Origin of the sequence: Altererythrobacter sp. CAU 1644 (assembly GCF_029623755.1) — a bacterium.
Taxonomy (GTDB): domain Bacteria; phylum Pseudomonadota; class Alphaproteobacteria; order Sphingomonadales; family Sphingomonadaceae; genus Erythrobacter; species Erythrobacter arenosus.
The window spans coordinates 2,238,047-2,263,276 of sequence record NZ_CP121106.1 but is presented as its reverse complement, the minus strand read 5'-3'; the positions used below and the strand labels follow the sequence as shown (position 1 = coordinate 2,263,276).

At 64.2% G+C, this 25,230-nt stretch carries 30 protein-coding genes; 13 read left to right on the top strand and 17 right to left on the bottom strand.

The window, feature by feature from the left end; all coding sequences use genetic code 11:
- Positions 1 to 20: 20 nt before the first annotated feature.
- The 6 genes from P7228_RS11270 (at position 21) to P7228_RS11245 (ending at position 3,692) form a co-directional block, all read left to right on the top strand.
- Complete coding sequence (locus P7228_RS11270) at positions 21 to 629, top strand: malonic semialdehyde reductase (protein WP_278015339.1); 609 nt, start codon at positions 21 to 23, stop codon at positions 627 to 629.
- Positions 630 to 680: 51 nt separating this feature from the next.
- Positions 681 to 1,295, top strand: coding sequence for a tRNA (adenosine(37)-N6)-threonylcarbamoyltransferase complex dimerization subunit type 1 TsaB (gene tsaB, locus P7228_RS11265; RefSeq protein WP_278015338.1), 615 nt, complete (start codon positions 681 to 683; stop codon positions 1,293 to 1,295).
- Entirely contained in the window at positions 1,292 to 1,756 is a 465-nt protein-coding gene (locus P7228_RS11260) for a GNAT family N-acetyltransferase (RefSeq protein WP_278015337.1), read from the top strand. The genes tsaB and P7228_RS11260 overlap by 4 nt, the downstream gene beginning before the upstream one ends.
- A gap of 123 nt (positions 1,757 to 1,879) precedes the next feature.
- On the top strand, positions 1,880 to 2,320 hold the full coding sequence (locus tag P7228_RS11255) for a Ros/MucR family transcriptional regulator (RefSeq protein WP_278015336.1): 441 nt from the start codon (positions 1,880 to 1,882) through the stop codon (positions 2,318 to 2,320).
- Between the two features lie 90 nt (positions 2,321 to 2,410).
- Positions 2,411 to 2,833, top strand: coding sequence for a Fur family transcriptional regulator (locus tag P7228_RS11250; protein ID WP_278015335.1), 423 nt, complete (start codon positions 2,411 to 2,413; stop codon positions 2,831 to 2,833).
- Entirely contained in the window at positions 2,805 to 3,692 is an 888-nt protein-coding gene (locus P7228_RS11245) for a lysophospholipid acyltransferase family protein (RefSeq protein WP_278015334.1), read from the top strand. The genes P7228_RS11250 and P7228_RS11245 overlap by 29 nt, the downstream gene beginning before the upstream one ends.
- 6 nt (positions 3,693 to 3,698) lie before the next feature.
- Here the strand turns inward: P7228_RS11245 and P7228_RS11240 are convergent, their stop codons facing one another.
- The 10 genes from P7228_RS11240 to P7228_RS11195 all read right to left on the bottom strand — a co-directional run bounded on the left by P7228_RS11240 (position 3,699) and on the right by P7228_RS11195 (position 11,866).
- A complete protein-coding gene (locus tag P7228_RS11240) occupies positions 3,699 to 4,583 on the bottom strand; it encodes a LysR substrate-binding domain-containing protein (RefSeq protein WP_278015333.1) in 885 nt (294 codons plus the stop codon).
- A 78-nt stretch (positions 4,584 to 4,661) separates the two neighbouring features.
- Positions 4,662 to 5,597 (bottom strand): hemolysin family protein, encoded by a 936-nt coding sequence (locus P7228_RS11235; RefSeq protein ID WP_278015332.1) that lies wholly within the window; start codon positions 5,595 to 5,597, stop codon positions 4,662 to 4,664.
- A 22-nt stretch (positions 5,598 to 5,619) separates the two neighbouring features.
- Positions 5,620 to 6,108 (bottom strand): rRNA maturation RNase YbeY, encoded by a 489-nt coding sequence (gene ybeY, locus P7228_RS11230; RefSeq protein WP_278015331.1) that lies wholly within the window; start codon positions 6,106 to 6,108, stop codon positions 5,620 to 5,622.
- A 215-nt stretch (positions 6,109 to 6,323) separates the two neighbouring features.
- Positions 6,324 to 6,512: a hypothetical protein gene (locus tag P7228_RS11225; RefSeq protein ID WP_278015330.1), complete on the bottom strand. Its 189-nt coding sequence runs from the start codon at positions 6,510 to 6,512 to the stop codon at positions 6,324 to 6,326.
- A gap of 848 nt (positions 6,513 to 7,360) precedes the next feature.
- Positions 7,361 to 7,615, bottom strand: a complete 255-nt coding sequence (locus P7228_RS11220; RefSeq protein WP_278015329.1) for a cold-shock protein — start codon at positions 7,613 to 7,615, stop codon at positions 7,361 to 7,363.
- Between the two features lie 269 nt (positions 7,616 to 7,884).
- Entirely contained in the window at positions 7,885 to 8,916 is a 1,032-nt protein-coding gene (locus tag P7228_RS11215; protein WP_278015328.1) for a PhoH family protein, read from the bottom strand.
- Between the two features lie 85 nt (positions 8,917 to 9,001).
- The gene (miaB, locus tag P7228_RS11210; RefSeq protein WP_278015327.1) at positions 9,002 to 10,345 is read right to left on the bottom strand and encodes a tRNA (N6-isopentenyl adenosine(37)-C2)-methylthiotransferase MiaB; all 1,344 of its coding nucleotides are present in this window, start codon (positions 10,343 to 10,345) and stop codon (positions 9,002 to 9,004) included.
- A gap of 35 nt (positions 10,346 to 10,380) precedes the next feature.
- The gene (locus tag P7228_RS11205) at positions 10,381 to 10,836 is read right to left on the bottom strand and encodes a hypothetical protein (RefSeq protein WP_278015326.1); all 456 of its coding nucleotides are present in this window, start codon (positions 10,834 to 10,836) and stop codon (positions 10,381 to 10,383) included.
- A 137-nt stretch (positions 10,837 to 10,973) separates the two neighbouring features.
- On the bottom strand, positions 10,974 to 11,405 hold the full coding sequence (locus P7228_RS11200; RefSeq protein WP_278015325.1) for a hypothetical protein: 432 nt from the start codon (positions 11,403 to 11,405) through the stop codon (positions 10,974 to 10,976).
- Complete coding sequence (locus P7228_RS11195; protein WP_278015324.1) at positions 11,405 to 11,866, bottom strand: peptidylprolyl isomerase; 462 nt, start codon at positions 11,864 to 11,866, stop codon at positions 11,405 to 11,407. The genes P7228_RS11200 and P7228_RS11195 overlap by 1 nt, the downstream gene beginning before the upstream one ends.
- Before the next feature lie 97 nt (positions 11,867 to 11,963).
- Between P7228_RS11195 and mgtE the strand changes: the two genes are divergently transcribed.
- Both mgtE and P7228_RS11185 read left to right on the top strand, forming a co-directional pair.
- Complete coding sequence (mgtE, locus tag P7228_RS11190) at positions 11,964 to 13,418, top strand: magnesium transporter (protein WP_278015323.1); 1,455 nt, start codon at positions 11,964 to 11,966, stop codon at positions 13,416 to 13,418.
- Positions 13,419 to 13,441: 23 nt separating this feature from the next.
- On the top strand, positions 13,442 to 13,837 hold the full coding sequence (locus P7228_RS11185; protein ID WP_278015322.1) for a DUF1489 family protein: 396 nt from the start codon (positions 13,442 to 13,444) through the stop codon (positions 13,835 to 13,837).
- Here the strand turns inward: P7228_RS11185 and P7228_RS11180 are convergent.
- The 4 genes from P7228_RS11180 to P7228_RS11165 form a co-directional block, all read right to left on the bottom strand.
- On the bottom strand, positions 13,834 to 14,640 hold the full coding sequence (locus P7228_RS11180; RefSeq protein WP_278015321.1) for an SDR family NAD(P)-dependent oxidoreductase: 807 nt from the start codon (positions 14,638 to 14,640) through the stop codon (positions 13,834 to 13,836). The two genes, P7228_RS11185 and P7228_RS11180, sit on opposite strands and share 4 nt — an antisense overlap.
- Positions 14,637 to 15,332, bottom strand: coding sequence for a DsbA family oxidoreductase (locus P7228_RS11175; RefSeq protein ID WP_278015320.1), 696 nt, complete (start codon positions 15,330 to 15,332; stop codon positions 14,637 to 14,639). The genes P7228_RS11180 and P7228_RS11175 overlap by 4 nt, the downstream gene beginning before the upstream one ends.
- Entirely contained in the window at positions 15,329 to 16,123 is a 795-nt protein-coding gene (nudC, locus tag P7228_RS11170; RefSeq protein ID WP_278017757.1) for an NAD(+) diphosphatase, read from the bottom strand. Before nudC ends, P7228_RS11175 begins: the two co-directional genes overlap by 4 nt.
- Positions 16,124 to 16,205: 82 nt before the next feature.
- Positions 16,206 to 17,525 carry a serine hydrolase domain-containing protein gene (locus tag P7228_RS11165; protein ID WP_278015319.1) on the bottom strand — a complete coding sequence of 440 codons (1,320 nt, stop codon included), beginning with the start codon at positions 17,523 to 17,525 and terminating at the stop codon, positions 16,206 to 16,208.
- Between the two features lie 105 nt (positions 17,526 to 17,630).
- Between P7228_RS11165 and P7228_RS11160 the strand changes: the two genes are divergently transcribed.
- Positions 17,631 to 17,852, top strand: coding sequence for a hypothetical protein (locus P7228_RS11160; RefSeq protein WP_278015318.1), 222 nt, complete (start codon positions 17,631 to 17,633; stop codon positions 17,850 to 17,852).
- On the opposite strand, the gene P7228_RS11155 is transcribed toward P7228_RS11160, so the two are convergent.
- Positions 17,849 to 18,886, bottom strand: coding sequence for an A/G-specific adenine glycosylase (locus P7228_RS11155; RefSeq protein ID WP_278015317.1), 1,038 nt, complete (start codon positions 18,884 to 18,886; stop codon positions 17,849 to 17,851). The genes P7228_RS11160 and P7228_RS11155 overlap by 4 nt on opposite strands.
- Positions 18,887 to 18,915: 29 nt before the next feature.
- Here P7228_RS11155 and P7228_RS11150 point away from each other — a divergent pair, with 29 nt between their 5' ends.
- The 4 genes from P7228_RS11150 to P7228_RS11135 all read left to right on the top strand — a co-directional run bounded on the left by P7228_RS11150 (position 18,916) and on the right by P7228_RS11135 (position 24,451).
- Complete coding sequence (locus P7228_RS11150) at positions 18,916 to 19,473, top strand: DUF721 domain-containing protein (RefSeq protein ID WP_278015316.1); 558 nt, start codon at positions 18,916 to 18,918, stop codon at positions 19,471 to 19,473.
- Positions 19,474 to 19,484: 11 nt separating this feature from the next.
- A complete protein-coding gene (locus P7228_RS11145) occupies positions 19,485 to 20,153 on the top strand; it encodes a DsbA family protein (RefSeq protein ID WP_278015315.1) in 669 nt (222 codons plus the stop codon).
- Between the two features lie 98 nt (positions 20,154 to 20,251).
- Complete coding sequence (locus tag P7228_RS11140; protein ID WP_278015314.1) at positions 20,252 to 20,998, top strand: thioredoxin domain-containing protein; 747 nt, start codon at positions 20,252 to 20,254, stop codon at positions 20,996 to 20,998.
- Positions 20,999 to 21,028: 30 nt separating this feature from the next.
- Positions 21,029 to 24,451: an AAA family ATPase gene (locus P7228_RS11135; protein WP_278015313.1), complete on the top strand. Its 3,423-nt coding sequence runs from the start codon at positions 21,029 to 21,031 to the stop codon at positions 24,449 to 24,451.
- Between the two features lie 26 nt (positions 24,452 to 24,477).
- Here P7228_RS11135 and P7228_RS11130 read toward each other — a convergent pair whose 3' ends face one another.
- Together P7228_RS11130 and P7228_RS11125 are read right to left on the bottom strand one after the other, a co-directional pair.
- The gene (locus tag P7228_RS11130; protein WP_278015312.1) at positions 24,478 to 24,876 is read right to left on the bottom strand and encodes a MerR family transcriptional regulator; all 399 of its coding nucleotides are present in this window, start codon (positions 24,874 to 24,876) and stop codon (positions 24,478 to 24,480) included.
- Positions 24,873 to 25,175, bottom strand: coding sequence for an integration host factor subunit alpha (locus P7228_RS11125; protein ID WP_278015311.1), 303 nt, complete (start codon positions 25,173 to 25,175; stop codon positions 24,873 to 24,875). The genes P7228_RS11130 and P7228_RS11125 overlap by 4 nt, the downstream gene beginning before the upstream one ends.
- Positions 25,176 to 25,230 lie beyond the last annotated feature (55 nt).

The window sequence follows — 25,230 nt, the reverse complement described above, 5'->3', positions numbered from 1 at the left end:
GTCACCATCCAAGGATTCCCATGACCGTCCAGTTCCACGACCAGCACCTGTCCGCCGAAGCGCTCGACCAGATTTTCCGCGAGGCGCGAAGCTACAATGGCTGGCTCGACAAGGAAGTGAGCGATGAGCAGCTCCACTCGATCTACGAGCTGATGAAGATGGGCCCGACATCGGCCAATATGCAGCCGGCGCGGGTCGTCTGGGTCAAGTCGGACGAGGCCAAGGCCAAGCTCGTCGCGTGCGTGTCGGAAGGCAACAAGGCCAAGGTGGAGGCAGCGCCCGTCACCGCGATCATCGGCTACGACATCGATTTCCACGAAGAATTGCCTTGGCTGTTCCCGCACACCGATGCCAAGAGCTGGTTCGAAGGTGACGAGGAAGGCCGCAAGGAAGGCGCCTTCCGCAACTCGGCATTGCAGGGCGCATACCTGATGATCGCCGCCCGCGCGCTCGGGCTCGATTGCGGCCCCATGTCTGGTTTCGATGCAGCGGCTGTGGAGAAAGCATTCTTCGCCGATGATCCCCGGCATCGCGTGAATTTCATCTGCTCGATCGGCTATGGCGACAAGACTTCGATCTTCGGTCGTAGCCCGCGCCCCGACTTCGACAAGTTCAACGAGATCGCCTGAATTTTCGCCTCCGACTTGCAGCCCCGCGCGCGCTGAGGCATCGCGCGTCACATGCGCACGCTTGCGATAGAAACCGCCACCGAGGCCTGTTCGGTCGCCCTTTACGAGGGCGAGCGTCTGATTGCGCATGACCATCGGGTCCTCGGCCGCGGCCACGCCGAACGGCTTGTCCCGATGATCGCGAACCTGCCCGACCGAGGCAAGGCCGAGCGCATTCTCGTCTCGCTTGGCCCCGGTAGTTTCACCGGCGTGCGGATCGGCATCGCGACCGCGCGGGCCTTGGGCGTGGCCTGGGACGCCAAGGTCTTGGGCTATCCCACGCTGGCGCTTGTTGCGGCCCGGTGTTGGCAGCCCGCGCCGCAGCCGGTCACGGTCTGCATGAATGGCGGACACGGCGAATGGTTCGTCCAGAATTTCGATCAAGGGAAACCGGAAGACGAAGTCCAGTCGCTGCCACCCGAGGCCGCCGTCGCAGCCTGCCGGCACCCGCGAATAGCAGGGAACCGCGCCGACGAACTGGCCGGCCTTTTCCCTGATGGAGAGAAGGTCGCGATCGACATGCTGCCCGATGCGAGCAAGCTCTACCTGCTTCACGAGGCCAATTGGACCACCCAGCTTGCTCCGATCTACGGGCGGGGCCCAGACGCGAAGCCCACCCAGCCATGACCGCAAGCGATCCGATCGACCAGATCATGGCGGTGATGGAAGCGGCGTTCGACCCGGCGTGGGGGGAAGCCTGGAACCGCCGCCAGGTCAGCGACGCGCTGATCATGCCCCACACGTTCGCGATCCTGGTCGATGCCGAGGGGCAGACCTGCGAGGATTGCTCGAGGGATGCCGCCGGCTTTGTCCTGACGCGCCATGCACCGGGCGAAGAGGAACTGCTGCTGATCGCCGTAACCCCTGAACAACGTGGACGAGGGCTGGGGCGAAAACTGCTGTCACATCTGGCCCGGGACGCGCGTGAGCGGGGCGCCGAGCGCATCTTTCTCGAGATGCGCAGCAACAATCCCGCCGAACGACTCTATCGCGATTTCGGTTTCGAGCCGATTGGACGGCGCCCGAATTATTACTTGTTGGCAGACGGCAATCGAATGGATGCCATTACTTTTGGTTTGTCTATTTAGTCTAACTATCATTAATGTCGGGTTTTTTTGTGCAACTAGAGTTGCAAGGTGGGCAAACTTAGTCCAGAACACACTTGGCCCAAACTAACGGCGGGCTACTAAAAAAAAGAAGGTGGGGAACTCATGGAAGATATCGAATATGACATGAAAGAAACGCTGATAACGCTGACTTCGGATATCGTTGCAGCGCATGTCAGCAATAATGACGTTGCTGTGGGCGACGTACCGGGGCTTATAACCAGTGTTTTCAATGCCCTGTCAGGCCTCGACGGGGGAAGCTCGTTGCAGGAAGAACGCCCGGATCCAGCCGTTTCCGTGCGTGCATCGGTCAAGAAGGACCACATCATCTGCCTCGACTGCGGCAAGAAGATGAAGATGCTCAAACGGCACCTTTCGACCGAACACGGCATGACGCCCGAAGAATACCGCGCCCGGTGGGAACTCGCAGCCGACTACCCGATGGTCGCGCCGGAGTACGCCGAAACGCGCCGCGACCTCGCCAAGAAAATCGGTCTTGGGCGCAAACCCGGACAAAAGCGGGGCCGCAAGAAAAAGGCAGCCTGATGGCCTAGTGCCAGCTTGAGAAGCGCGCCCCGGCCCTCTAAGGGTGCGGGGCGCCTTTCGTTTCGATGGGGCGTCGTACTGGAGTGACTGTTGCAGCAGAAGATCGATCTTGAACAACTGTGCGCCGACAAGGGTTTGCGCATAACCGAACAGCGCCGCGTCATCGCACGCGTCTTGTCGGAGAGTGACGACCACCCCGACGTGGAATTGCTCCATCAGCGCGCATCTGCGATCGATCCCAAGATCTCCATTGCCACTGTCTATCGCACCGTGCGCCTATTCGAAGAGGCGGGTATTCTCGACCGTCACGACTTCGGTGACGGGCGCGCCCGCTACGAAGCAGCACCCGAAGCGCATCACGATCATCTTATCGACGTAGAAAGCGGCAAGGTCGTGGAATTCGTCGATCCCGAACTCGAAGCCTTGCAGCGCCAGATTGCCGAGAAACTCGGCTATCGCCTGGTCGACCACCGGATGGAACTTTATGGCGTCCGGCTCTCGCGCGAGGACTGAGGAAGAAATCCGCGCGGCCACTGCGCGCGGCGAACCGACCCCAATTTCCGCTCTCGGCTGGCTCCGGCTAGGCTTCAGGGTCCTGGCGCTGATCCTGTCGCTCGTGGTGCTGGTGCCCTTGCATTACCTCTATCGGGTATTTGCCTACGGCTCGCCCTTCCCCAAAATCTTCCTGTGGCTGGCGGCTTTCATCTGCGGCGCGCGGGTGCGGAAAATCGGGGTACCGCTGCGGCGCGACGTGTTCTTTATCTCGAACCATATCTCGTGGATTGACATCCTCGCACTGGCCGGTGCCAGCGGCACCGCATTTGTTGCCAAGGCGGAACTGGCCGAAGTTCCGGTGGTGGGCTGGCTTTCGCGGCTCAACCGCACCGTTTTCGTCAAACGCGAGAACCGGCTGGGCGTGGCCGAGCAAATCAACTCACTGCGCGAGGCGCTGGCCGACAACTGGTCGGTGACCGTGTTCCCAGAAGGCACCGTCACCGATGGCCAATCGCTGCTTCCGTTCAAGACCAGCATGCTGCGGGTGCTCGAACCACCGCCGCCCGGCGTGCTGGTCCAGCCGGTGATGCTCGACTACGGCGCGATTGCCGAATGGATCGGTTGGACCGGGGAGGAGACCGGGGTCAACAATGCCAAGCGCGTGCTGGCGCGGCGAGGCTCGTTCGCGTTGCGGGTCAATTTCCTTGAGCCGTTCAGCCCGGAAGATTTCCACGGTCGCAAGGCAATCGGTGCCGAGGCGCGGCGCCGGATCGAGGAGGCGCTGGTCGCCGCGCTTGGCAAGCCGCTGCGCGACTTCGAGTTCAACGTGGCGCCGGTGCGCTACAACGCCCCCGACAAGCAGATTCCACTCGAGTAGCCGGGCCTAGAGACCCGCAGCAACCAGCCAGTCATGAAACAGCCGGACCGGACGCTGCTCAAGCGCTGTCGGCTTGCATACGAACCAGTAGCTGTACGGGCTTTCGACCTCGATATCGTAGAGATCGGTCAGGCGGTTGTCGGCTGCGCGGCGCATGTGATCGTCGTGCATGATCGCAATGCCGAGCCCCTGTGCCGCCGCCTCCAGCATCAATTGCCCGGAATCGTAATGATCGATCGCCGCCGGTTCGAGCTCATCGAGCGACAGCGCCGATTTCCACGCCTCGAAACTTGCCGGAAGCTCGTTGTGGATCAGGAAGGTCTGCTTTGAGAGCTTCTCGACATCGGCCTTGTCGCCAAGGGTCGCCGCCACCTCGCGGCTGGCGATGGCATGGACCATGTTGTGGTCGAGCCGCACGGCATGCAGGCCCCGGCTGGGTCCGCGCGACAGGATGATCGCGGCATCGAGGGTGTCGCCTACCCGATCCTCGAGATGCGGTCCGGTGTCGATATCGATGTGCAGCAAGGGGTGCCGCTTGCGCAATTCGCCGAGCCGCGGAAACAGCCGCTGGCTGCCGAACAGCGGCAGGACGCCGAGATGCAGGCGCAGCAGCGAGATATTTTCCGACTGGCTTTCGACTGCCCGGGCAAGCGCCTCGAACTGCGGATGCACCGCCTCGTAGAAGGCCTGCCCCTCGTCGGTTAGTTGCATCGACTGGCGCGCCCGCGTGAACAGCTTCTTGCCGATGAAGTCCTCGAGATTGCTGATCCGCCGCGAGAGGGCCGAGGGGCTGAGCCCGATCTCTTCCGCCGCAGCACGGGCCGAGCCGAGCCTGACCGTCCGCATGAAGGCTTCGAGGGCGCGCAGCGGCGGGAGGCGTCGGGTCGGCATGGCCGGTTCCATGCGCAAGGATGCGCCGCGTGTCGAGCCGAAAGTTGCAGGAAATCGAAGGGCCGGTCGCGCTGCGCGTCAGGCAGCCTCGCCCTCTTCGTCGCCAGGGGGCTGGTGCAGGCGCAGCCGGGTCACATGGGTCTCGTCCCCGGCCGTGACCTCGATCCGCCAGCCGCTCTTGTGTTCGAGGATGGTCCCGACATCGGGAACCTGCTCCGCGAGCACGAAGGCGAGGCCGCCCAGCGTGTCGACCGATTCCTCGACCTCCGCCAGCCGCGGATCGACCAGTTCGGCCACGTCGTCGAGCTCGGCGCGCGCATCGCAATCCCACATTCCGTCTCCGATGGACACGATCAGTGCCTCGGGCGCGTCGTCGTGCTCGTCCTCGATATCGCCGACGATTTCCTCGACCAGGTCCTCGATCGTGATCAGCCCGTCGGTACCCGAAAACTCGTCGAGCACGATCGCCAGGTGCGTGCGGCGGGCCCGCATGTCGGCAAGCACGTCGAGCGCGCCGCGCACCTGCGGCACGTAGAGCGGCTGACGCATCAGCGTGGTCCAGTCGCGCGGGGGCGGCGTGCCATTGGCGAGGAAGGGAAACACGTCCTTGATGTGGATCATCCCGATCACCTCATCGAGCGTGCCGCGATAGACCGGCATGCGCGAATGCCCGTTCTCGCTGAACGCCGCGACCAGCTCCTCCCACCCGATAGTGGCCTCGACTGCGACGATCTCGCCGCGTGGCACGGCGACGTCATCGGCATCGTGCTCGCTGAAATGCAACAAGTTGCGCAGCATCTGCCGCTCGACCGGCGACAGGTCGCCATTGTCGGAGGAAGCGGGCTCGGTCTCGCCGTTCTCGTCCTCGTGTTCGTCGATCGCTTCTTCGAGCTGCGCGCGCAGCGAGCGATCGCCGTCACCGACCTTGAGCAATTTCCGGATGGCGGGGCCCAGGTTCGACCAGAGCCCGCTGCTACTTTCCGCCTCTCCGGCGGGGGGTTGGGATTCGGGCATGGCCCTTACGTGGCTACTCCTGTCATTCTCGATCTCCATATGGGTCTGCGATACCCAGTTTGGCAAGCGCCGCGATCTCGAGTTTTTCCATAGCCTCGGCATCGGCGTCGCTATCGACATGGTCATGCCCGGCCAGATGCAGCAGGCCGTGGACGATCAGATGGGTGGCGTGATCCTGCAAGCTGACGCCCTTTTCCGCCGCTTCGCGCGCACAGGTTTCATGCGCCAGCGCAATGTCGCCCAACATCTCGGGAGGGCCTTCATCGGGATCGAGATGGACCAGGTCGACCCGCTCCAGCATCGGAAAGCTGAGCACATTGGTCGGCTTGTCACGCGCGCGCCATTCGCGGTTAAGCGCGTGAACTTCGGCATCGGTGGTGAACAGCAGGCTCGCGACCAGGCGCGGGTTGGCGAGCGCAGGTTCGACTTCGGCGGTCGTTTCTGCAGCGCGCTCGGCCAGCGCTTGCCAATCGCCAGCAGGCCAACCCTCGATGTCGATGTCCAGGTTCATACTTTGGGTTGCTTTACTGAACCGATGGAACACATGGAACAGGGTTCAATGGGAGAAAGTTTGGGCGAGCCGAGAGAGACCTCGTGCAGTGAAGATGTAGCGAACGGAGCGAAGCAATCATACGGTCGCCATAGCCGCCAGGTGGCGAAGTAGGAAATCCCACCGGCTTGATGCAGCTTTTGCTCGTGTGTGGGAAGCGGTCGTTTTTGAGACCGCTATTCTGTGACCTCAAGAAGTGCCATCACTTGATCAAAATCTTCATGCACATTCACTTGCGCTCCCCCAGGGAAATTGAGGATCGCGCCCCTTTCACCTCTACCGACAAACAGCACCTGTGAAACTCGGCACGCCACGCCTGAACCATCGGTACGATGGAGCATTACAAATTGGGATTCCCGATTCATCGCAGTTCCTTAGGTTGGCATCAAAAAGTGCCCCCGCCGACTGGCGGCGGGGGCATGAAGGCGGAGAAAAAAGAGCAGATGCCCCCAATTCTCTCGGGTCGCATGGTTGCAGATGCACCCTGCATTGCGTGAGCGGCTATGGAAGCTTCAGAAATTGCCCCAAGGCTCCGAAAGTCATCAGCCAGCGCGAACGCTGGCCTGCCGGCTGGCATCGAATTACACTCTTCTCAGTGAAATCGGCTCTCCAGGTCACGTTCATTGTGAAAACCACCAGAACAACGTGATGAGGGAAGCGAATGGAAACAGAACTGAGAAGTAGGCCGGGGAATCAGATCGTTTCGTCGACACGGCCGTTCCTCAACTCCTTGATGTGGTCTGCCCGACTACTCGCCCCGGCCTGAAGAGAATGTGCGCGACCGTTCAAGAAGAAGAGATTGCGCAACGCCAAGGTCTTGAGCTGAGTGGAATTCCCTGCGGCATCCGGTTGGGAGCGCGCATGCTTGAGGCCGGTGGATCCGCCCTCGTTTTCCCACTCGTCGGTTTCTCGCGCGGATGCATCTTGCGGCCCTCGACGCTCTCCTGAAGTCTTTGCCGTTCTGTCAAATCGATGGTCTCGGGGCCAGCCTGTCGACGACAACCCCTCTGTCCTGCGCCAGGCGACGAGGCGACTTGCGTGACCGCCGGCCAACGCACGATTGTCATCGCGGTCGTCCTGGGAAAATGCGTGTTGAGCGAGCAACGCTGCAACCTGGTGGTCGTGGAGAAGTCTGTTCAAGGTCATGATGCCGATCGCGTTCGCTGATGATGGTAGGACGGCCGGAGGCTTTGCCCCCGACCGGACTGTCGTGTCACCCAGACTGTTTCTGCGCCTGTTCGCGCTGGCTCTGGCTTTCGGCCTGCTTCGGCGCGAGGTTGACGGCGTAGCGCTTGCCATCCTTGGCTTCTTTCACATCATAGCCGTAGCGATCGTTCTGCTTGGGGGCCTGAGCCTCCTGCTGGAGATCGGACTTGCGGAAGCCAAGCTGATCGCCCGCCTTCTCAGCGATGATGGTGCCAGTGCCCTTGTCACTGTCGTAACTCTTGATGGTGCCAAAATACGTCATTTGCCATTCCTTCGTGCGAAGTTGCAGCGCGCCAGTATTGACCCGGCTGCGACTATTCGGCGGAACTGAAGGAAAGAGCGCTTGATTGTAGGGCGCTAATCACCGTCGATTACGACTGGTAGCTGACCTAGAGATGGGGGCCAACGCCGCCATTTACAAGCAATTGAAAATATTTATTTTTTCAAGACCTCTTGAAAGCCCTGACGAGCGCGACCTCGGGCGGCGGAGCACCCGCCGTCATGCCAATGGAAAACGCGCCTGAGTTCGCCCTACTCCGCCTTGCCCTCGTAAGCCTCGACGATCCGGCCCACGATCGGGTGGCGGACAACGTCGGCGGCGGTGAAGCGCGTCACCGCGATCCCCTCAAGCCCTTCGAGCCGCCCGACCGCATCGGCCAGGCCGCTCATCCGGTCGCCGCCGGGAATGTCGACCTGCTTGGGATCGCCGCAAATGACCATCCGGCTGTTCTGCCCGAAGCGGGTGAGGAACATCTTCATCTGCTCGCGCGTGGTGTTCTGCGCCTCGTCGAGGATCACGAAGGCATCGGCCAGCGTGCGCCCGCGCATGAAGGCGATCGGGGCGATCTCGATCTCGCCACTGGCGATGCGCCGCTCCACCTGTTCGGGCGGCATGCAGTCGTAGAGCGCGTCGTAGATCGGGCGGAGATAGGGATCGACCTTCTCCTTCATGTCGCCGGGGAGGAAGCCCAGCTTCTCCCCCGCCTCGACTGCCGGGCGCGACAGGATCAGCCGCTGGACGCTGCCGGTGATCAGCTGGCTCACCGCCTGTGCCACCGCGAGATAGGTCTTGCCGGTCCCCGCCGGGCCGAGCGCGAAGATCAGTTCGTCGCGCGCCAGCTGGCGCATGTAGGGGATCTGGTTGGCGCTGCGCGGCACGATGGTCTTGCGCCGCGTGCGGATCATGATCGGCGGCGCTTCCTTCTCGCCGCTGATGATCCCCTCGAGCGTCGGCTCGTTCGACATCGCGATCAGCGATTCGATTGCCCCGGCATCGAGGTCCTGTCCCTTGGCCAGCCGGTCGTACATGGTCTGGAGCACGTCGCGCGAACGGGCCACGCTGTCTTCCGGCCCTTCGATCATGAGCTTGTCGCCGCGCGCGGAGATGAACACGCCGAGCCGATTCTCGACCTGCACGAGATTGGCATCGAATTGTCCGAACAGCGCACCGAGCAGCGATTGGTCTTCGAAACTCATCTCCGCCTTGGCACGGCGGATTTCGCGATTGGGTACGGGATCAGGCGACAATACCGGATCACCGGCTTTGGAAGGTCTACGGCCCATGCGCTCCTTTCGAGTCGATGTGGCATGAATCTATGGCAGAACGCGCGGGAAGCAAGAAAGGGACCGCATCGCGGCGGTGGAAAGATCAGGCGGCGACCGTTGCCCGCACGATCCCGCGAAGAGAGTTCGGCCCTGCTTCGGCGAGTTCCACCTCGACGAGATCGCCGATGGCGGCGTCGGCTTCGAACCAAACGCTTTGCAGCCAGGGCGACTTGCCGAGCCATTGCCCGGCATGCTTGCCCTTGCGCTCGACCAGCACCTGGCAGGTCCGGCCGATACTCGCCTGGTTGAAGGCAAGCTGGTCGCGATTGAGCGATGCCAGCAGGCGCTGGAGCCGTTCGTCCATCACCTCGGGCGCGATCTGCCCCTCCATCGTCGCGGCGGGGGTGCCGGGACGCGGCGAATATTTGAAGCTGTAGGCCTGGGCATAGCGGACCTCGTCCACCAGCTTCAGCGTGTCTTCGAATTCGGCCTCGGTCTCGCCCGGGAAGCCGACGATGAAGTCGCCCGACAGCGCGATATCGGGCCGCGCCGCGCGGAAGCGCTCGAGCAGCCGGAGATAGCTTTCCGCCGTGTGGCTGCGGTTCATTGCCTTGAGCACGCGGTCATTGCCCGACTGCACCGGCAAGTGGAGATAGGGCATCAACTTGGCGACTTCGCCATGGGCGGCAATCAGGGCGTCGTCCATGTCGGCCGGATGCGAAGTGGTGTAGCGAAGGCGTTCCAGCCCATCGATTGCGGCCAGTGCACGGATGAGCCCGGCCAGCCCGACTGCTCTACCCTTGTCGTCCTCGCCGCTCCAGGCGTTGACGTTCTGGCCGAGCAACGTGATCTCGCGCGCGCCGGCCTCGACCAGCCGCTGCGTTTCGCCGACGAGGTCGCTGAACGGGCGCGAGATTTCCGCGCCGCGCGTATAGGGCACCACGCAATAGGTGCAGAACTTGTCGCAGCCTTCCTGCACGGTGAGGAAAGCCGCCGGGCCGATCTTGCGCCGCGCGGGGAGCGCGCCGAACTTGGCGATGGCAGGCATGTCGGTATCGGTCGCGCGTTCGCCCTGCACCGCCTTGTCGAGCATTTCGGGCAGGCGGTGATAGGCCTGCGGGCCGACCACCATGCTGACCGCCGGGGCGCGCGCCATGATCTCCTCGCCCTCGGCCTGCGCAACGCAGCCGGCGACCGCGATCATCGGCTTCTGCCCGCGCTCCTCGCCCGCCTTCACCAGCCGGCCGATGTCGGAATAGACCTTCTCCGCCGCCTTCTCGCGAATGTGGCAGGTGTTGAGCACCACCAGGTCCGCCTCCTCCCCCTCGGGCGCAGGCGTGATGCCGCGCTCGCCCAGCAGCTCGGCCATGCGCTCGCCGTCATAGACGTTCATCTGGCAGCCGAAGCTCTTGACCCGGTAGGTCTTGGGAGGATTGGTCGGTTTCATCGGAGGCGCGCCCATAGGCGAAACACGGCCGCGGTTCAAATATTTCGAAGCGTGGCGGCGCGCGCGCGGTCCTTCTCGCGCCCGAACAGTTCGAGAATTGCGATCAGCTCGGCGCGCTCGGGGAGGAAGACCCGGACGCCACCGATATCGATCCCCTCGCGAGTGCGCGGCTGGACCGGCAGCCACTCTCCCTCGCGCAGCACTTCGAGCCCGGCCATGAACTCGACCGGCATCGCGGGCTCGCTCCACAGGCCGAAGCGCTGCGAGCGGAAGATGGCCTTGCCCTCGTCGGGCGTGTCAGAGAGCGGCAACCTGTCGTAGAGCGCATCGAGATCGCGCCGCGACACAATCACATCGATGTCGGCAATCGTGCCCGGATCACCGCCGTGCAAGGCAACCGCCGCGCTGCCGATGATCCACCAGGCATCCTCGGCCCCGGCCATTTCTCGCGCGAGCAGGTCGAGGGTCGAAGCGAGCGATGCCTCAGCCAACCGTTGCCATCACGATCTTGCTCGGCTCGCGCGGCAGCTCGGCCATGCGCTCATGGTCATGGACGCATATTTGGCAGTCGAACCTACTGACCTTGTAGGTCTTGGGGGAAGTGATTGGTATCATAGGAGGGGGCGCTTCACTGAGAATCGAAATCCGATTTATCGTCCGAGCCGCGCCAGCTGTAAGAGACTGCGGTGTGTCCTTGTTCCTTGGCGTCGGTCAGCTTGCTGCCCACCCACTTCTTGCGCCCATCTCGAAAGTCTCGCCGCTCATTCTGTTGTGCAATATGGTCTTCTAGAGGTTGGTCAGGACACTTCTTCCATCCTCCAACCCGCTCAACGTCGTGGGTAAGAGAGCTCTCAACCAAGGCAGCGGAGCCCTCATCCAATGCTTCGTAAGACTCGAGAGCTTGCGCTGCCTTCCGCCGGTTCTTTCGGTTCTCTCCCGCTTTACGAGCCGGAATCGCCTTGCGCGCCGCCTTGTCATTTTCGCCGTATGCATTGCGTCTGTCATTCGCATAGGACAGCGCTTTCTTCTCGGCAGGAGACAGGCGGCGCTTCTCAGACATCAGCCAACCGTTGCCTTCACGATCTTGCCCGGCTCGCGCGGCGGCTCGCCCTTGGGCAGCGCGTCGATGTGTTCCATGCCGCTCTCGACCTGGCCCCAGACGGTGTATTGGCCGTCGAGGAAATGCGCGTCGTCGAAGCAGATGAAGAACTGCGAATTGGCGCTGTCGGGCACCTGCGTGCGCGCCATCGAGCAAGTGCCGCGAACATGCGGCTCGCTGTTGAATTCCGCCTTGAGGTCGGGCCGGTCGCTACCGCCCATGCCGGTGCCGGTCGGGTCGCCACCCTGCGCCATGAAACCGGAGATCACGCGGTGGAACACCACGCCATCGTAAAAGCCTTCCTGCGCCAGTTCGGTAATCCGCTCGACATGGCCGGGGGCCAGGTCGGGACGCAGCTTGATCACGACATCGCCGCCCTCTCCATTACCGGTGTCGAGGGTGAAGGTCAGGGTATCGGCCATGAAAGAGTCTCCTTAGTTTGGGCGCGGATATAGAGAGTTGTGCGCGGGAGTCACCCCGCACCTTGCATTTCCGACTTGCCCGCCTAGACCACTCGCCATGAGCGAGCCGATCCACGACGAGGACCTGCTGGACCCACACACCGCCGAAGCGCCGGTGGACGATGGCCCGCACCCCGACGACCGGATCGACGACGAGCGGCACGACGAGGAAAACCGGCTCAAGCCCGAATACCTGCGCAGCGTGCGCGGCGCGCTGGAAGAAGGCGACAAGGGCGCGGTCTACGACCTGGTAGAGCCGCTCCACCCCGCCGACATCGCCGACTTGCTCGAGCTGCTCGACCGCGAGGACCGGGGCGCCCTGGCGGTGGCGATCACCGACTTGATGACGTCGGAAGTCATCGCCGAGCTCAATGATCACGTCCGCGAGGACATGATGGAGGCGCTAGAGCCCGAGGCGGTCGCGACCATCGTCGAACAGCTCGAGACCGACGATGCCGTCCAGCTGATCGAAGACCTCGACGAAGAAGACCAGCGCGCCATCCTGGCCGAAGTCGAGGCCGAAGACCGTGCCGCCATCGAAAGCGCGCTGGCCTATCCGGAAGAGACTGCCGGGCGCCTGATGAACCGCGAACTGGTCGCGGTGCCCGAGCGTATGACCGTCGGCCAGCTGATCGATTATCTGCGCGAGCAGGACGAACTGGCGCCCGAATTCTACGAAATCTTCGTGGTCGACGAACGCCACCACCCGGTCGGCACCTGTGCGCTGTCGTGGATCCTCACGACGCCGCGCAATATCGCGCTTACCGATGTCATGAAGCGCGATCAGACGCTGATCCCGGTCGATACCGACCAGGAAGAAGTCGCGTTGATGTTCCAGAAGTACAACCTCATTTCCGCGGCGGTGGTGGACGAGAGTGGGCGGCTGGTCGGCCAGATGACCGTCGACGACATTGTGCACATCATCTCCGAAGAAGCGGGCGAGGACGTCCTGCTGCTGTCGGGTGCGGGCGACGGCGACATCAACGAGCCGATCCGCGAGGCCTATTCGAGCCGCGTGCGCTGGCTGGTTGCAAATCTCGGTACGGCGCTGGTTGCCAGCTTTATCATCGCTGCATTCGGTGCCGCGATCGAAAAGCTGGTGGCGCTCGCCGTGCTGATGCCGATCGTTGCCAGCATCGGCGGCAATGCCGGTACGCAGACCATGGCGGTGGCCGTCCGCGCCATCGCAACCAACCAGCTGACCCGCGCCAACACCTGGCGGATCGTGTGGCGCGAATTGCGCGTCGCGCTGCTCAATGGCGCGACGATTGCGGTGCTGATCGGGATCGGCACCGCGCTGGTCTTTACCCCGATGCTCGGCGTGGTCATTGCGCTGGCGATGGTGATCAACATAATTGTTTCGGGCCTGGCCGGCGTGCTGGTGCCGGTGATCTTCGAGCGGCTCGACCAGGATCCGGCCGTGGCCAGCAGCGTGTTCGTGACCATGATCACCGATTCGATGGGTTTCTTCGCCTTCCTCGGCCTTGCGGTGGCGAGCGGGTTGGTCTCCTAGCAAACATTCCCTATGTGGTTGGCATGCCGCTCCACATGACCAAGATTGCCTATGGCGCCGCCAGCCGCGAGGAAGTGCGCAGTTGGTTCGAGACCGGCCCTGAAGAAATGCGGCTCACCACCCGCTACTTGCCCAAGCGCCACGAGGAGATGCAGGGCGGATCGCTGTTCTGGATCTACGAGCACACGCTGATCGGCCGCAGCCCGATTATCGGCTTCGAACAGAAGGACGATGGTCGCTGGTGGATCAAGCTCGAGCGCAAGCTGGTCCCCGTGCATCCGCTGCCCAAGCGCGCGCACCAGGGCTGGCGCTACCTCGCCAATGACAAGGCGCCGCGCGATCTCGAAGCGGGAGAGGATCCCGACGCGCTGATGCCTGCCACCATGGTCAAGGATCTGGCGAAGCTGGGGCTAGTTTAATCGCGCTGCCGCCGGAGCGCGTCGATCACATCGCGCACGTCATAGGCAGTGTCGCCCTGCTCCCGCGAGGCGTGGCGCTCATAGCTGTCGAGCAGCGGATCGATCCGCTCCCTGATCCGCCGGAAATTACTGTAATGGCTGACCACGAAACGTTCGCGCCCGAGCATCTGCGGCACGATGATCTTGGCGAATTCGCCCGAGTCCATGCCGAGGCTCATGAACTGTTCGGGGCCGATCGGAGTGTGGACCCAGCCGGGAATGACGACCCCGGCGTGGACATGCGCGGGCAGGTCTTCGCGAAAGCTCTCGGTGAGGCCGAGGACCGCGTGTTTGGCGGCGATATAGGTCCCCATGCGTGGGCCAGCGCAGAAGAAGCTGTTCTCGCTCGCCGTGTTGTAGATCGCAGATGGCGCATCCTGTTCGACCATACGCGGCGTGAAAGCCTTGCAGCCGTTCCAGACGCCCCAATAGTTGATGTCGAAGTGCGCGCGGGCATCGGCCGGATCGATTTCCCACAGCTTGCCCTGCGGTCCGCCCACGCCTGCATTGTTGAGCAGGAGTTCGACCGAGCCGAACTGCGCGAATGCCGCGTCGGCGAGTGCTTCGACCTGCGCGAGGTCCGCAACGTCGCACGGATGCGCGACCGCGCCGTCGAGCGCAGCCGCTGCCTCGTCGAGGCTCGCTCCAGGCAGGTCGGCGAGCATGACGCGCACGCCCCGTTCCGACAATTCGCGCGCCACTGCCAGCCCGATCCCGCTCGCCCCGCCGGTGATGACGGCGCTTGCAGGAAGCCAGTCGCTCACGCGGCGGTCTTCTCGATCACGCGGCGCAGCACGTTGACGTAGGTTTCGGGCGGCTGTGCGCCCGGCACCATGAACTTGCCGTTGAGCACCATCGCCGGAACGCCCGAGATATTCATGTCCCAGGCCGCGCGTTCCTCGGCGACGACGCGCGCTTCCAGATCGCTGTCGACCAGCGCGGCCTTGGCCGCCTCGCGGTGCAGCCCCACCGAAGCGGCGACGTCGAGCAGGACTTCATGGTCGGACACGTTCCTGCGCGCGTTGAAATGCGCCTTGAACAGCGCGAGCTTGAGCGCGGTCTGCGCCTGCGGCCCGGCTTGCTCGAGTGCCCAGGTCAGCAGCTTGTGCGCGTCGCGGGTGTTCCACATCATCGCTGGCGGGGCATCGGCTCCATCCTCTCCGGCGCCCTCATAATCGAGAGAGACCTTGGCCGTATCGGCGGCTTCGCGCATGCGGCCTTGCACCGCCTTCGATTCATCCAGCGTGCGCCCGTATTTGCGCGCGATGTGCGCGGTGCGGTCCTCGCCCTCAGGCGCCATGTCGGGATTGAGTTCGAAGGCATGCCAGCGAATCTGCGGTTCGACTTCGTCACCGAGCTGTTCCAGCGCCTGCTTGAGATTGCCCCAGCCGACATAGCACCACGGGCACATGACATCGGACCAGATGTCGATCGTCATAGGATGGGGTGCGGTCATCTTGAAATCCACCAATGCATCAGCTGATGCGCAATAGCATGCGGGGGCGGCGCGACGAAGGGCCCATCGCCATCAAGCGCAGCGGTCACTTCCTCACGCGAGTACCAGATGATCTCGGCCATTTCGGTCTCGTCGATGGTGAGATCGGTGTTCAAGGCATGCGAGTGGCAGCCGATCATCAACTGGCTCGGGAATGGCCAGGGTTGGCTCGAGATATAGCTAACGTCGTGCACGCGGATGCCCGATTCCTCGAACACTTCGCGCGCGACCGCTTCCTCGATCGTCTCGCCAGGCTCGACGAAGCCGGCGAGCGCGGAAAAGCGGCCCTCCGGCCAGCCCTTGCCCCGGCCGAGCATCAATTTTCCATCGTGTTCGACCAGCATGATCGTCACCGGGTCGGTGCGCGGAAAATGCTGCGCACCGCAAGACTCGCAGCCGCGCTGCCAGCCGCCCTTGGCGATGCTGGTCGGTGCGCCACACTGGGCACAGAACCGGTGGCGGGCATGCCAGTCCGTGATGCTGCGCGCGCCGCCATAAAGCGCCAAATCGCCCGGCTCCATCGTCGCCATCAGCGACCAGAGCTGCGGATTGGCCATGCGCGGGCTGGCGTCGCCCTCCCCCGGCACGGCGGCAAAGCAGGGCTTCTCGCCCCCGTCGCTGCGATCGAGCCCGAGGAATACAAGTTCGGCGTCCTCCGCGGCGTCGGCCAGCGTTCCCCAGGCGAGGCGGCCGTCGTCGCCGAGCGAGGGCATCAGCCCGTCGAGCAGCAGCAGCCGCGCCTTCCAGTTCATCATCCCGGCCAGCGCAGCAGGATCTGCGCGCAGATTGTCCGCCCGGTCGAGGGGCGAACCGGCGAAAGCGATCGGCCCGTGATTACCCAAGCGCTGCCGCCTTGGCTTCCCCGCCGAGATCCTTGGCCAACGCCGCGATGAACTCGGCGCGGATCGGATAGGCGTCGGACGGCATATATTGCACGAACAACCCGGCGCGCAGGTTGTTCTCGAAATCGACCGAGGCGAGCGTACCGGCTGCGCCGCCCCACCCATAGGTTCGCCCGACCACGCGGCCGCCTGCGCCGAAGCCTTGTCCATCGACATAGCTGCCCTTGGTGATCGCGCCTTCGGGCAAGAGGTTGGACGTGCCCATCCTGACTGCCGCTGCGCCCATCACGCGCTTGCCGTCGATCACCCCGTTGCCGAGCAGCATCTTGAGGAAGCGGTCATAGTCGCGCGGGCTGCTGACGAGGCCCGAACCGCCCCACAGGATCGGCGGCTTGTCGAGGAAGATCGAGGCCTCGCCCGGATCGACCGGGATGGGCATGCCGGCAAGGATGCCGTAGTTGTCGGTATAGCGATCGACCTCGCTTTGCGGCACGCGGAACCAGGTGCTGTCCATCCCGCACGGATCGAACATCCGCGTCTGCAGGAAGGCGTCGAAGCTCTCGCCCGAAACCACTTCGATTACCCGCCCGAGCACGTCGATGCTGGTCGAATAGATCCACTTTGTGCCCGGCTGCGCTGCGAGCGGCATGGTGGCGAGTCGGTCGACCATCGCCTTCAGCCCCGGTGCCGGGGCGGCATTGGGCAGGCCGGGAATCGGAATGCGGCTGACCTGACCCGACAGCACGCCATTGCGCAGGTAAGCCTCGAGCAATGGCCCCTTGGCGGTGATGTCGTAGCTGAAACCGGCGGTGTGGGTCAGCAGGTGGCGAATGGTGATCTGGCACTCTGCCGGCACGACGTCATCGATCGGGCCGCGCGCATTCTTGAGCACCTTCATCTTCTCGAAGGCGGGAATGATTTCCGCCAGCGGCTGGTCAAGCCCGAGCTTCCCTTCCTCGATCAGCATCATCACCGCCATGCCGGTGATCGGCTTGGTCATCGAATAGATGCGATAGAGCGAATCGAGCCCGGCAGGAGCCGCCGTACGGCCGAACTTGAGGCCACCGCGCGCCACCGAATGCGGGTCCTTCTCGCCCCAGCCGAAGCTCGCGACCATGTTCGGCACCTTCTGCTGCCGCACATATTGCTCAATCTTGGCCGCGACATTGGGCCAGGTATCGCTGACGTCGTGCGCCAAGAGCTCCCGCCCGAATGGCAGGCTGACGAGCGCGCCACCGGCGACCGCATAGGCCGATCCGCGGAACAACGCGCGGCGCGAAACTGTATTGCTTCCCAGGCTGTGGGCGACCATCGACAAGTCCTGTTTTGAAATCCTTCTTGCGCAATCCTTGGAATATCGAACCTTGGCGGTCAATGAACACTTGCGCGAAAAGGGTGTCCTACCCATATAAGACACATGCTGAACTTGCTTTCGATTCTCATCGGTATCGTCTCGCTGGTGATCGTGATCCCGGCGCAAATCCCCCTGCTCGGCTGGGCCAACTGGCTGGCCTTGCCGCTGATCGCCATCGGCGTCGTCTTGGGGCAACTTTCCTCGAGCCGCGGCGGGCGGAACTTCTGCCTGATCGTCGGTCTGATCGCGGTGGTTCGCCTCAGCCTGGGTGGCGGCATCCTCTAGTCACGCTGGGCCAGCGCGAGCCGCGCGGCCTTGGCAAAGAGCGTCGGCAGCCCCGCCTCGTCGATCTCCGCGATCGGCCACCATTCGCCCTCGCCATGCGGCCCCGCATTCGCCGCCAGGCTCCGCACATTAAGCGTCAGTGACGCATGGGTGAAGACATGGCGGACCGAGCCGAGTTCGCGCCATTCGCCGCCGAGCGGAGGCCGGGCGTCGCCATCCGTGCGCGCGCTCCAGCCATCGTCGGGCAAGGCGCGCATCCCCCCTAACATGCCTTTGCCCGGACGGGTGACTAGCCAAACTGCGCCTCCGCACTCGATCCAATAGGCATGCCCCACCCGCTCGGGCTTCGCTTTCTTCGGTGCCTTGACCGGCAGGCGTGCGGGATCGCCGCGCTTCCTGCCCTCGCACTCCTCGGCCAGTGGGCACAGCAGGCACTTGGGATCGCGCGCCGTACAGATCGTCGCGCCAAGGTCCATCATCGCCTGAGCGAAATCGCCGGCGCGTTCGTCGGGGGTGATCGCCTCTGCGTGAGTGCGGATCGCCTTGCGCCCGCCCGGTAGCGGTTCCTCGATGGCAAACAGCCGCGCGACCACCCGTTCGACATTGGCATCGACGACGACCGCCCGCCTGCCGAACGCGATCGCGGCAACGGCTGCGGCGGTGTAATCGCCCAGCCCCGGCAGCTGGCGCAGTTCCGCCTCGGTATCGGGAAAACCGCCGCGCGCCGCGACTTCGCGTGCGCATTTCACCAAATTGCGCGCCCGCGAGTAATAGCCCAGCCCGGCCCAGGCGCCCATCACCTCTGCCTCATCCGCGGCTGCCAGCGCCTCGACCGTCGGCCAGGTGGCCGTGAACTTCTCGAAATAGGGCTTAACTGCCGCGACAGTCGTCTGTTGCAGCATCACCTCAGACATCCATACGCGATAGGGGGCGGGCGCTTCTTTCCCGGGTCTTGCGCGCCACGGCAGGTCGCGCGCATGCGCATCGTACCAGTGGAGCAATCGCTCTGAAATAGTCTTGCCGGTAGCGCTCACGCCGTGCCTATGGCATTGGCTGAAGGCGAATGGAACGGGACGACACCTCGAAACCACAGGGCAAGAGACCCAGGAAAGCGGGCAAGGAATACCACCGTCCGCGGGGCGGCGCTCCGCGTGCGATCGGCGAGCTGATGCCGCAGATCGGCCGCACCGCCTTTCGCCGGTTCGGTTTCGTCCAGAGCTCGGTGGTGACCCGCTGGCCCGAAATCGTCGGCGAGCATCATTCGCGCCTGTGCATGCCCGAAGCGATCCGGTTCCCGCCGGGCGAGAAGGCGGAAGGCATCCTGCAGCTCGTCGTCGTGCCGGCACAGGCGCCGTTGATACAGCAGGTGATCCCCGAGATCATGGAGCGGGTGAACCGCTTTTTCGGCTACAAGGCGGTATCCCGGGTCAAGCTGCGGCAAGGCGAGGTTAAGCCAAGAACTGCTGAAGAGCGGCCCAAGGCACCGCCTTCGCTCAAGCCCATTCCGATGGAATTGGGTGACAGCCTGCGCGATATCGGCGACCCCGAGCTCCGCACGGTGCTGGAATCGCTTGCGCGCAGCCTCGGCGACGGCAAGGGAAACGGGGACGACGGGAAATAAAGGACCTGCAGTTGAAAAAGCTTCTTCGCACCGGTGGCCTCGCAGTGGCCGCGCTGCTTTCGATCGGCGCTTCGGGCAATTGGAACACCACCGTGGTCGATACCGACCGCGGCTATCTTTTCGGCAACCCCGAGGCCGAGGTGACGCTGATCGAGTTCGCCAGCTACACCTGTCCGCACTGCGCGCATTTCACAAATGAAGGCGAACCGGCGCTCCAATTGGCCTATATCGGCCCCGGCAAGCTGAAGTTCGAAATCCGGCCCTTCGTCCGCAATGTCGTCGATCTGGTCGCCTCGCGGCTGGTCGAGTGCGGCGGGGAGGAAAAGTCCCTCCAGACGCACACCATGTTCATGACGCGCCAGCCTTACTGGCTCGCCAGGGCGCAAAACGCTACACCGGCGCAGGTCCAGATCTGGACCAAGGGTGATGCCTATGGCTTTCGCGCGGTCGCGAGTTCTCTCGGTTTCTACGACATGATGGAAAGCCGCGGGGTGAACCGCGTTGCGGTCGACAAATGCCTCGCTGACAAGCCCGCCATCGATGCCCTGATCGCCAATACGAAGGCCGACGCGGTCGAATACGGCGTCAAGGGTACGCCCAGCTTCGCGCTCAATGGCAAGCTGCTCGACGGCGTTCATGGCTGGGAACCGCTCGAAAAAGTACTCAAGTCCCAATTCTGAACACAACCCGGGGGGACAAACTGTGGATAGGGGCGTGACGCGCTTCTACCCTCGCCCTCCTTGGTATAGCCTTCCCCTCCCTGACAGAGAAAAGTGACATGACGAAACTTCGCAAGATCGCCCTCACCGCTTTCACCGCTCCGCTCGCGCTGGCGCTCGCCGCATGCAGTTCGGAAGAGGAAGCCGGCCCCGTCCAGGGCGAGCCCATCGCCGCCATTCCGGCGCCCGAAGGCCAGCAATGGGTCGATACGGTCACCGTGACCGACAAGGGCGGCTATGCACTGGGCAATCCCGAAGCTCCGATCAGGCTGGTCGAATACGGTTCGCTGACCTGCCCGGGCTGCGCCGCCTTCTCCGCGGCCTCGGCGCGTCCGATCGAGGAATACGTCAACTCGGGCCGCGTGAACTTCGAATTCCGCAGCTTCGTCATCCACGGACCGATCGACCTCGCGCTGACGGCGCTGGTCAGCTGCGCCAGCCCGGAAACCGTGCATCCGCTTTCCGAACAGGTCTGGTCCAATCTCGGCGAGATCCAGCAACGCGCCTATGCCGACCAGGCCGCGATGGAACAGGCGCTTTCGCTGCCGGAAGACCAGCGCTTCGTCGCCTTCGGCGAAGTGACCGGCCTTTATGACTTCTTCTCGGCCCGCGGGCTGAGCGAGGCGCAGGCCCGCGCCTGCCTCGCGGACTTCGATAATCTCACGCGCCTGGCCAAGTTCTCGCAAGGCTATGCCCAGGAAGACGGGATCACCGGCACGCCAACCTTCACGCTGAACGGCAGCAGGCTGACCGAAACCGGTTGGCCGGATGTCGAGGCAGCCCTGCAGAGGGCTGGCGCCCGGTAGGGGCTCGTCAACGGGGGGTACGGAACGACGATGGAAATCAGCAGGCTCAAGCTCAGCGGTTTCAAGAGCTTCGTCGAGCCTGCCGAACTGCGCGTCGAACCGGGCCTGACGGGGGTCGTTGGCCCCAACGGCTGCGGCAAGTCCAACCTGCTCGAAGCGATCCGCTGGGTGATGGGCGAAAACTCCCCCAAGTCGATGCGCTCGGGCGGGATGGAAGACGTGATTTTCGCCGGGACCGAAACCCGCCCCCCGCGCGATTTCGCCGAAGTCGTGCTGCAGGCGAAGGACGACCGGGGCGAAGAACTCGAAGTAACGCGCCGCATCGAACGCGGTGCCGGCAGCGCCTACCGCGTCAACGGGCGTGACGTCCGGGCCAAGGATGTCGCGCTGACCTTCGCCGATGCGGCCACCGGCGCGCATAGCCCCGCGCTCGTCAGCCAGGGCAAGATCGCGCAGGTTATTGCCGCCAAGCCTGCCGAACGCCGTGCCATGCTCGAAGAGGCTGCCGGAATCGCGGGCCTGCACGTGCGTCGCAAGGATGCCGAGAGCAAACTGCGCTCGACCGAAAAGAACCTCGAACGGCTCGAAGACCTGATGGCCGGGCTCGATTCGCAAATGGCGACTCTCAGGCGGCAGGCGAAGCAGGCCGAGCGCTACAAGAAGCTTTCCGACGAGATCAAGGTCGCCGAGGCGCGGCTGCTCTATGCCCGCTGGCGCGATGCCGCTGCCGCCGCTGACGAGGCGCGCGCGCAGGCGAAATCCGCCGAAGAACGCGTCGAAGCGGCCAAGCGCGCCGCCGACGAAGCGCAAAAGGCGCAGCATGCGGCCGCCGCAGCCATTGCCGAAGCGCGCGAGGAATTGGCCGACCGCCGCGACGATGCCAGCGCACATGGCCACCGGATGGCGGCACTCACCAGTCAGCTCGAAGCCGCCGAACAGCGGCTTGCCGACCTCGACCGCCAGAAGGCGCGGCTCGAGGAAGATCGCGGCAATGCCGACCGGATGACCCGCGATGCTGCCGAAGCCTTGGCGCGGCTCGAACGCGAGATCACCGCCTCGGCCAGGACGCTCGAACAGGATGAAGCGCGTCGCCCGGCGCTTGCCGCCAAGGCCGAGGATGTCGAGCGCGCCAGCCGTGCGGCCGAACTTGCGCTGGCCAAGGCGACGGCGGACCATGCCGGGGTCGAAGCCGAATGGCGCGTGGCCGAAGCGGAGATCGCGCAGGCAGAACAGCGCCTCTCGCGGCTCCGCAACGAAGCCGAGCGGCAGGAACGGGCGCGGGCGGAACTGACCGAGGCGGGCGATCCCGAGGCGGCGGTTGCTGCGGCCAGGCAGGCTGCCGAAGGTGCGACCGCCAGACTCGATCAACTCCGTGCCAAGCTCGCCGATGCGCAGGGGCAGAAGGCCGCGCTCCAGACGCAGCGCGACGAGGCCGCCTCCACCGTGGCCGCCGCGAAGGCCGAACTGGCCGGGGTCGAACGCGAATACCAGGCCCTCGCCCGCGATCGCGACGCCCGCGCGCGGCAGGCAGAACAGCGCAAGGGCCTACCCGCAGCAATCGACAAGCTCGGCGTCGAGCCCGGTTATGAGCGCGCCATTGCCGCGGTGCTGGGCCGCGATGCGAAATCTCCGCTCGGTTCGCCCGAGGCCGGCAGCGAGGGAAGGTTCTGGACCGGGGGCGCTGCTCCGAAGAAGCTCGCCGACAGCATCCTCGACCATGTGACGAGCTGCCCCGACGAGCTCAAGGCGCGGCTCGCGCTGGTCCATGTCGCAGAGAGCGATGACGGCCGCGCGCTCCAGCCGGGCGAATGGCTGGTCACCAAGGGCGGTCACCTGCGGCGCTGGGACGGTTTCGTCGCCCGCGGCGAAGGCGCTGCCGAAGCGGCGCGGCTCGAAGCGGCCAACCGGCTGGGCGAACTCGAGAAACAGCTGCCCGCGCTGCGCGATGCGGTGGAACGGGCATCGGTGGCCGAACAGGAAACACGCGAGGCCCTGGCCGCGCTGCAGACCGATCTCGTCGCACAGGAACGCGCAATTGCCGAGGCTTCCGACAACGAGCGCCAGGCCTTGCGGACGCTCGACCAGGCCGAAGCTGCGCGCGAGCGCCATGCCGCACGGCTCGCAGAGCTGGCCGAGACCGGTAAGGATCTGGCCGAGCAGCTCCAGCAGGCCGAAAGCGAACTTGCGGCGGCGCAGGAGAAGAAATCCGCCTTGCCCCCGCCCGACGCCGGGCGAGCCACGCTCGAAGCGGCGCAGGCCAAGCATGAGGCGGCGAAATCCGCCGTGCAGGCCGCGCTCGCCGAACTCGCCGCGCATGATCAGGGACTCGCCGTGGCCCGCGAGCGTACCGCCGCTCAGCGGGCCGAGAAATCGAACTGGGAGATGCGTTCAGGCGAAGCGGCAGCGCGCATGGCCGATACCGCCGGTAGGCTCGAAGAAATCGAGCAGGAACGCGCCGTGGTCGCCGCCAAGCCCGCCGGGTTGATGGCCGAGATCGAGCAGGGCGACGTGATGCGCACCAGGCTCGGTGAGGAACTGGGCGCGGCCGAGAAAGTGGTCGCTGAGCGGCAGGAACTCGCCAACCAGGCCGATCGCGCCTTCGCCGATGCCAATGAGACACTCGCTACGGCGCGCGAATCGCGTGCCGGGCTCGCCGCCCGGGCCGAGAACGAGGAAGCCCGCCGTGGCGAAATGGCCCGCATCTCGGGCGAGCGGTTCCAGTGCCCGCCGCCGATGCTTTCGGAACGGTTCGATTTCGACAGCGACGCGGTCAAGTCGTCGAGCGAAGAAGCCGAGGAAATGGACCGCCTCACCGCCAGCCGAGAGCGGATCGGCCCGGTCAATTTGGTCGCCGCCGACGAACTCGAGCGGATCGAGCAGGAACACGGCGCCAGCGCGAGCGAGCAGGCCGAGCTGGTCGAAGCGGTCAACCGCCTGCGCGGCTCGATCGGCAATCTCAACCGCGAGGGCCGCGAGCGGCTCCGCGCAGCATTCGAGGAGGTGAACGAGCACTTCCAGCGGCTCTTCACCCGCCTGTTCCAGGGCGGCCAGGCTCATCTCGCACTGATCGACAGCGACGATCCGCTCGAGGCCGGACTGGAAATCTTCGCCCAGCCGCCGGGCAAGCGGCTACAATCGCTCAGCCTGCTGTCTGGCGGCGAGCAGGCGCTGACCGCCACCGCGCTGATCTTCGGCCTGTTCCTCACCAACCCTGCGCCGATCTGCGTGCTCGACGAGGTCGATGCGCCGCTCGACGACGCCAATATCGAGCGGTTCTGCGACTTGCTTGATTCAATGGTACGCGAAACCAACACACGCTACCTGATCGTCACCCATAACGCGGTGACGATGAGCCGCATGCACCGGCTGTTCGGGGTAACGATGGCGGAAAAGGGCGTCTCGCGCCTCGTCAGCGTCGATCTGGGCGAAGCGGAATTGATGGCGGCGGAATAGCCGCAACAAACCTCAGCTAGCGCAAATCAAGCTTCGAGTATGGCTTCCAGCCGCGCGCGGATCGCCTTGAGCTGCGGCACCACGTCTTCGACACTTGGGCCATCGTGCTGCGCCGCGGCGCTGGGCGCTGCGGGTGCGGCCGAGGGCGACGGGACAGCCCCAGCATCCGCCTTGCCCGCCCGAATCGCGGCCTTGGCACCCTTCAGCGTGTAGCCCTCGCGATTGACCAGTCGGTCGATCGTTTCGAGCAGGGACACGTCTTCGGGGCGATAGTACCGCCGTCCGCCGCTACGTTTAAGCGGCTTGAGCATCGGGAACTGCTGTTCCCAATAGCGCAGCACATGTGCCTTGATTCCCAGAGCTTCGCCAACTTCGCCGATGGTCCTCAGCGCCCCCACGTCCTTGCCATCGTTGAATTGGGTCATGCGCCCTTGGCCACCCTCTCTTTGAGCAATTGGCTGGCGCGGAAGGTCATGACGCGGCGCGGTGTGATCGGCACTTCGATCCCGGTCTTGGGATTACGACCGATTCGTTCGCGTTTGTCTCGCAAGATAAAACTGCCGAATCCGGAGATCTTCACATTCTGCCCATCACCCAGTGCATCGCACATCTTGGCCAGAATCGCCTCAACCAGATCGAGCGACTCGGCTCGTGAGAATCCCAGTTTCCGGTTGATAGTTTCCGCCAAATCGGCGCGAGTCAGCGTGCCCACCGAACGCATCATTCGCCTCTCCCTCTGTCAGTGCGACCCTGACAAGTGAGATTACCTTATGGTTTTC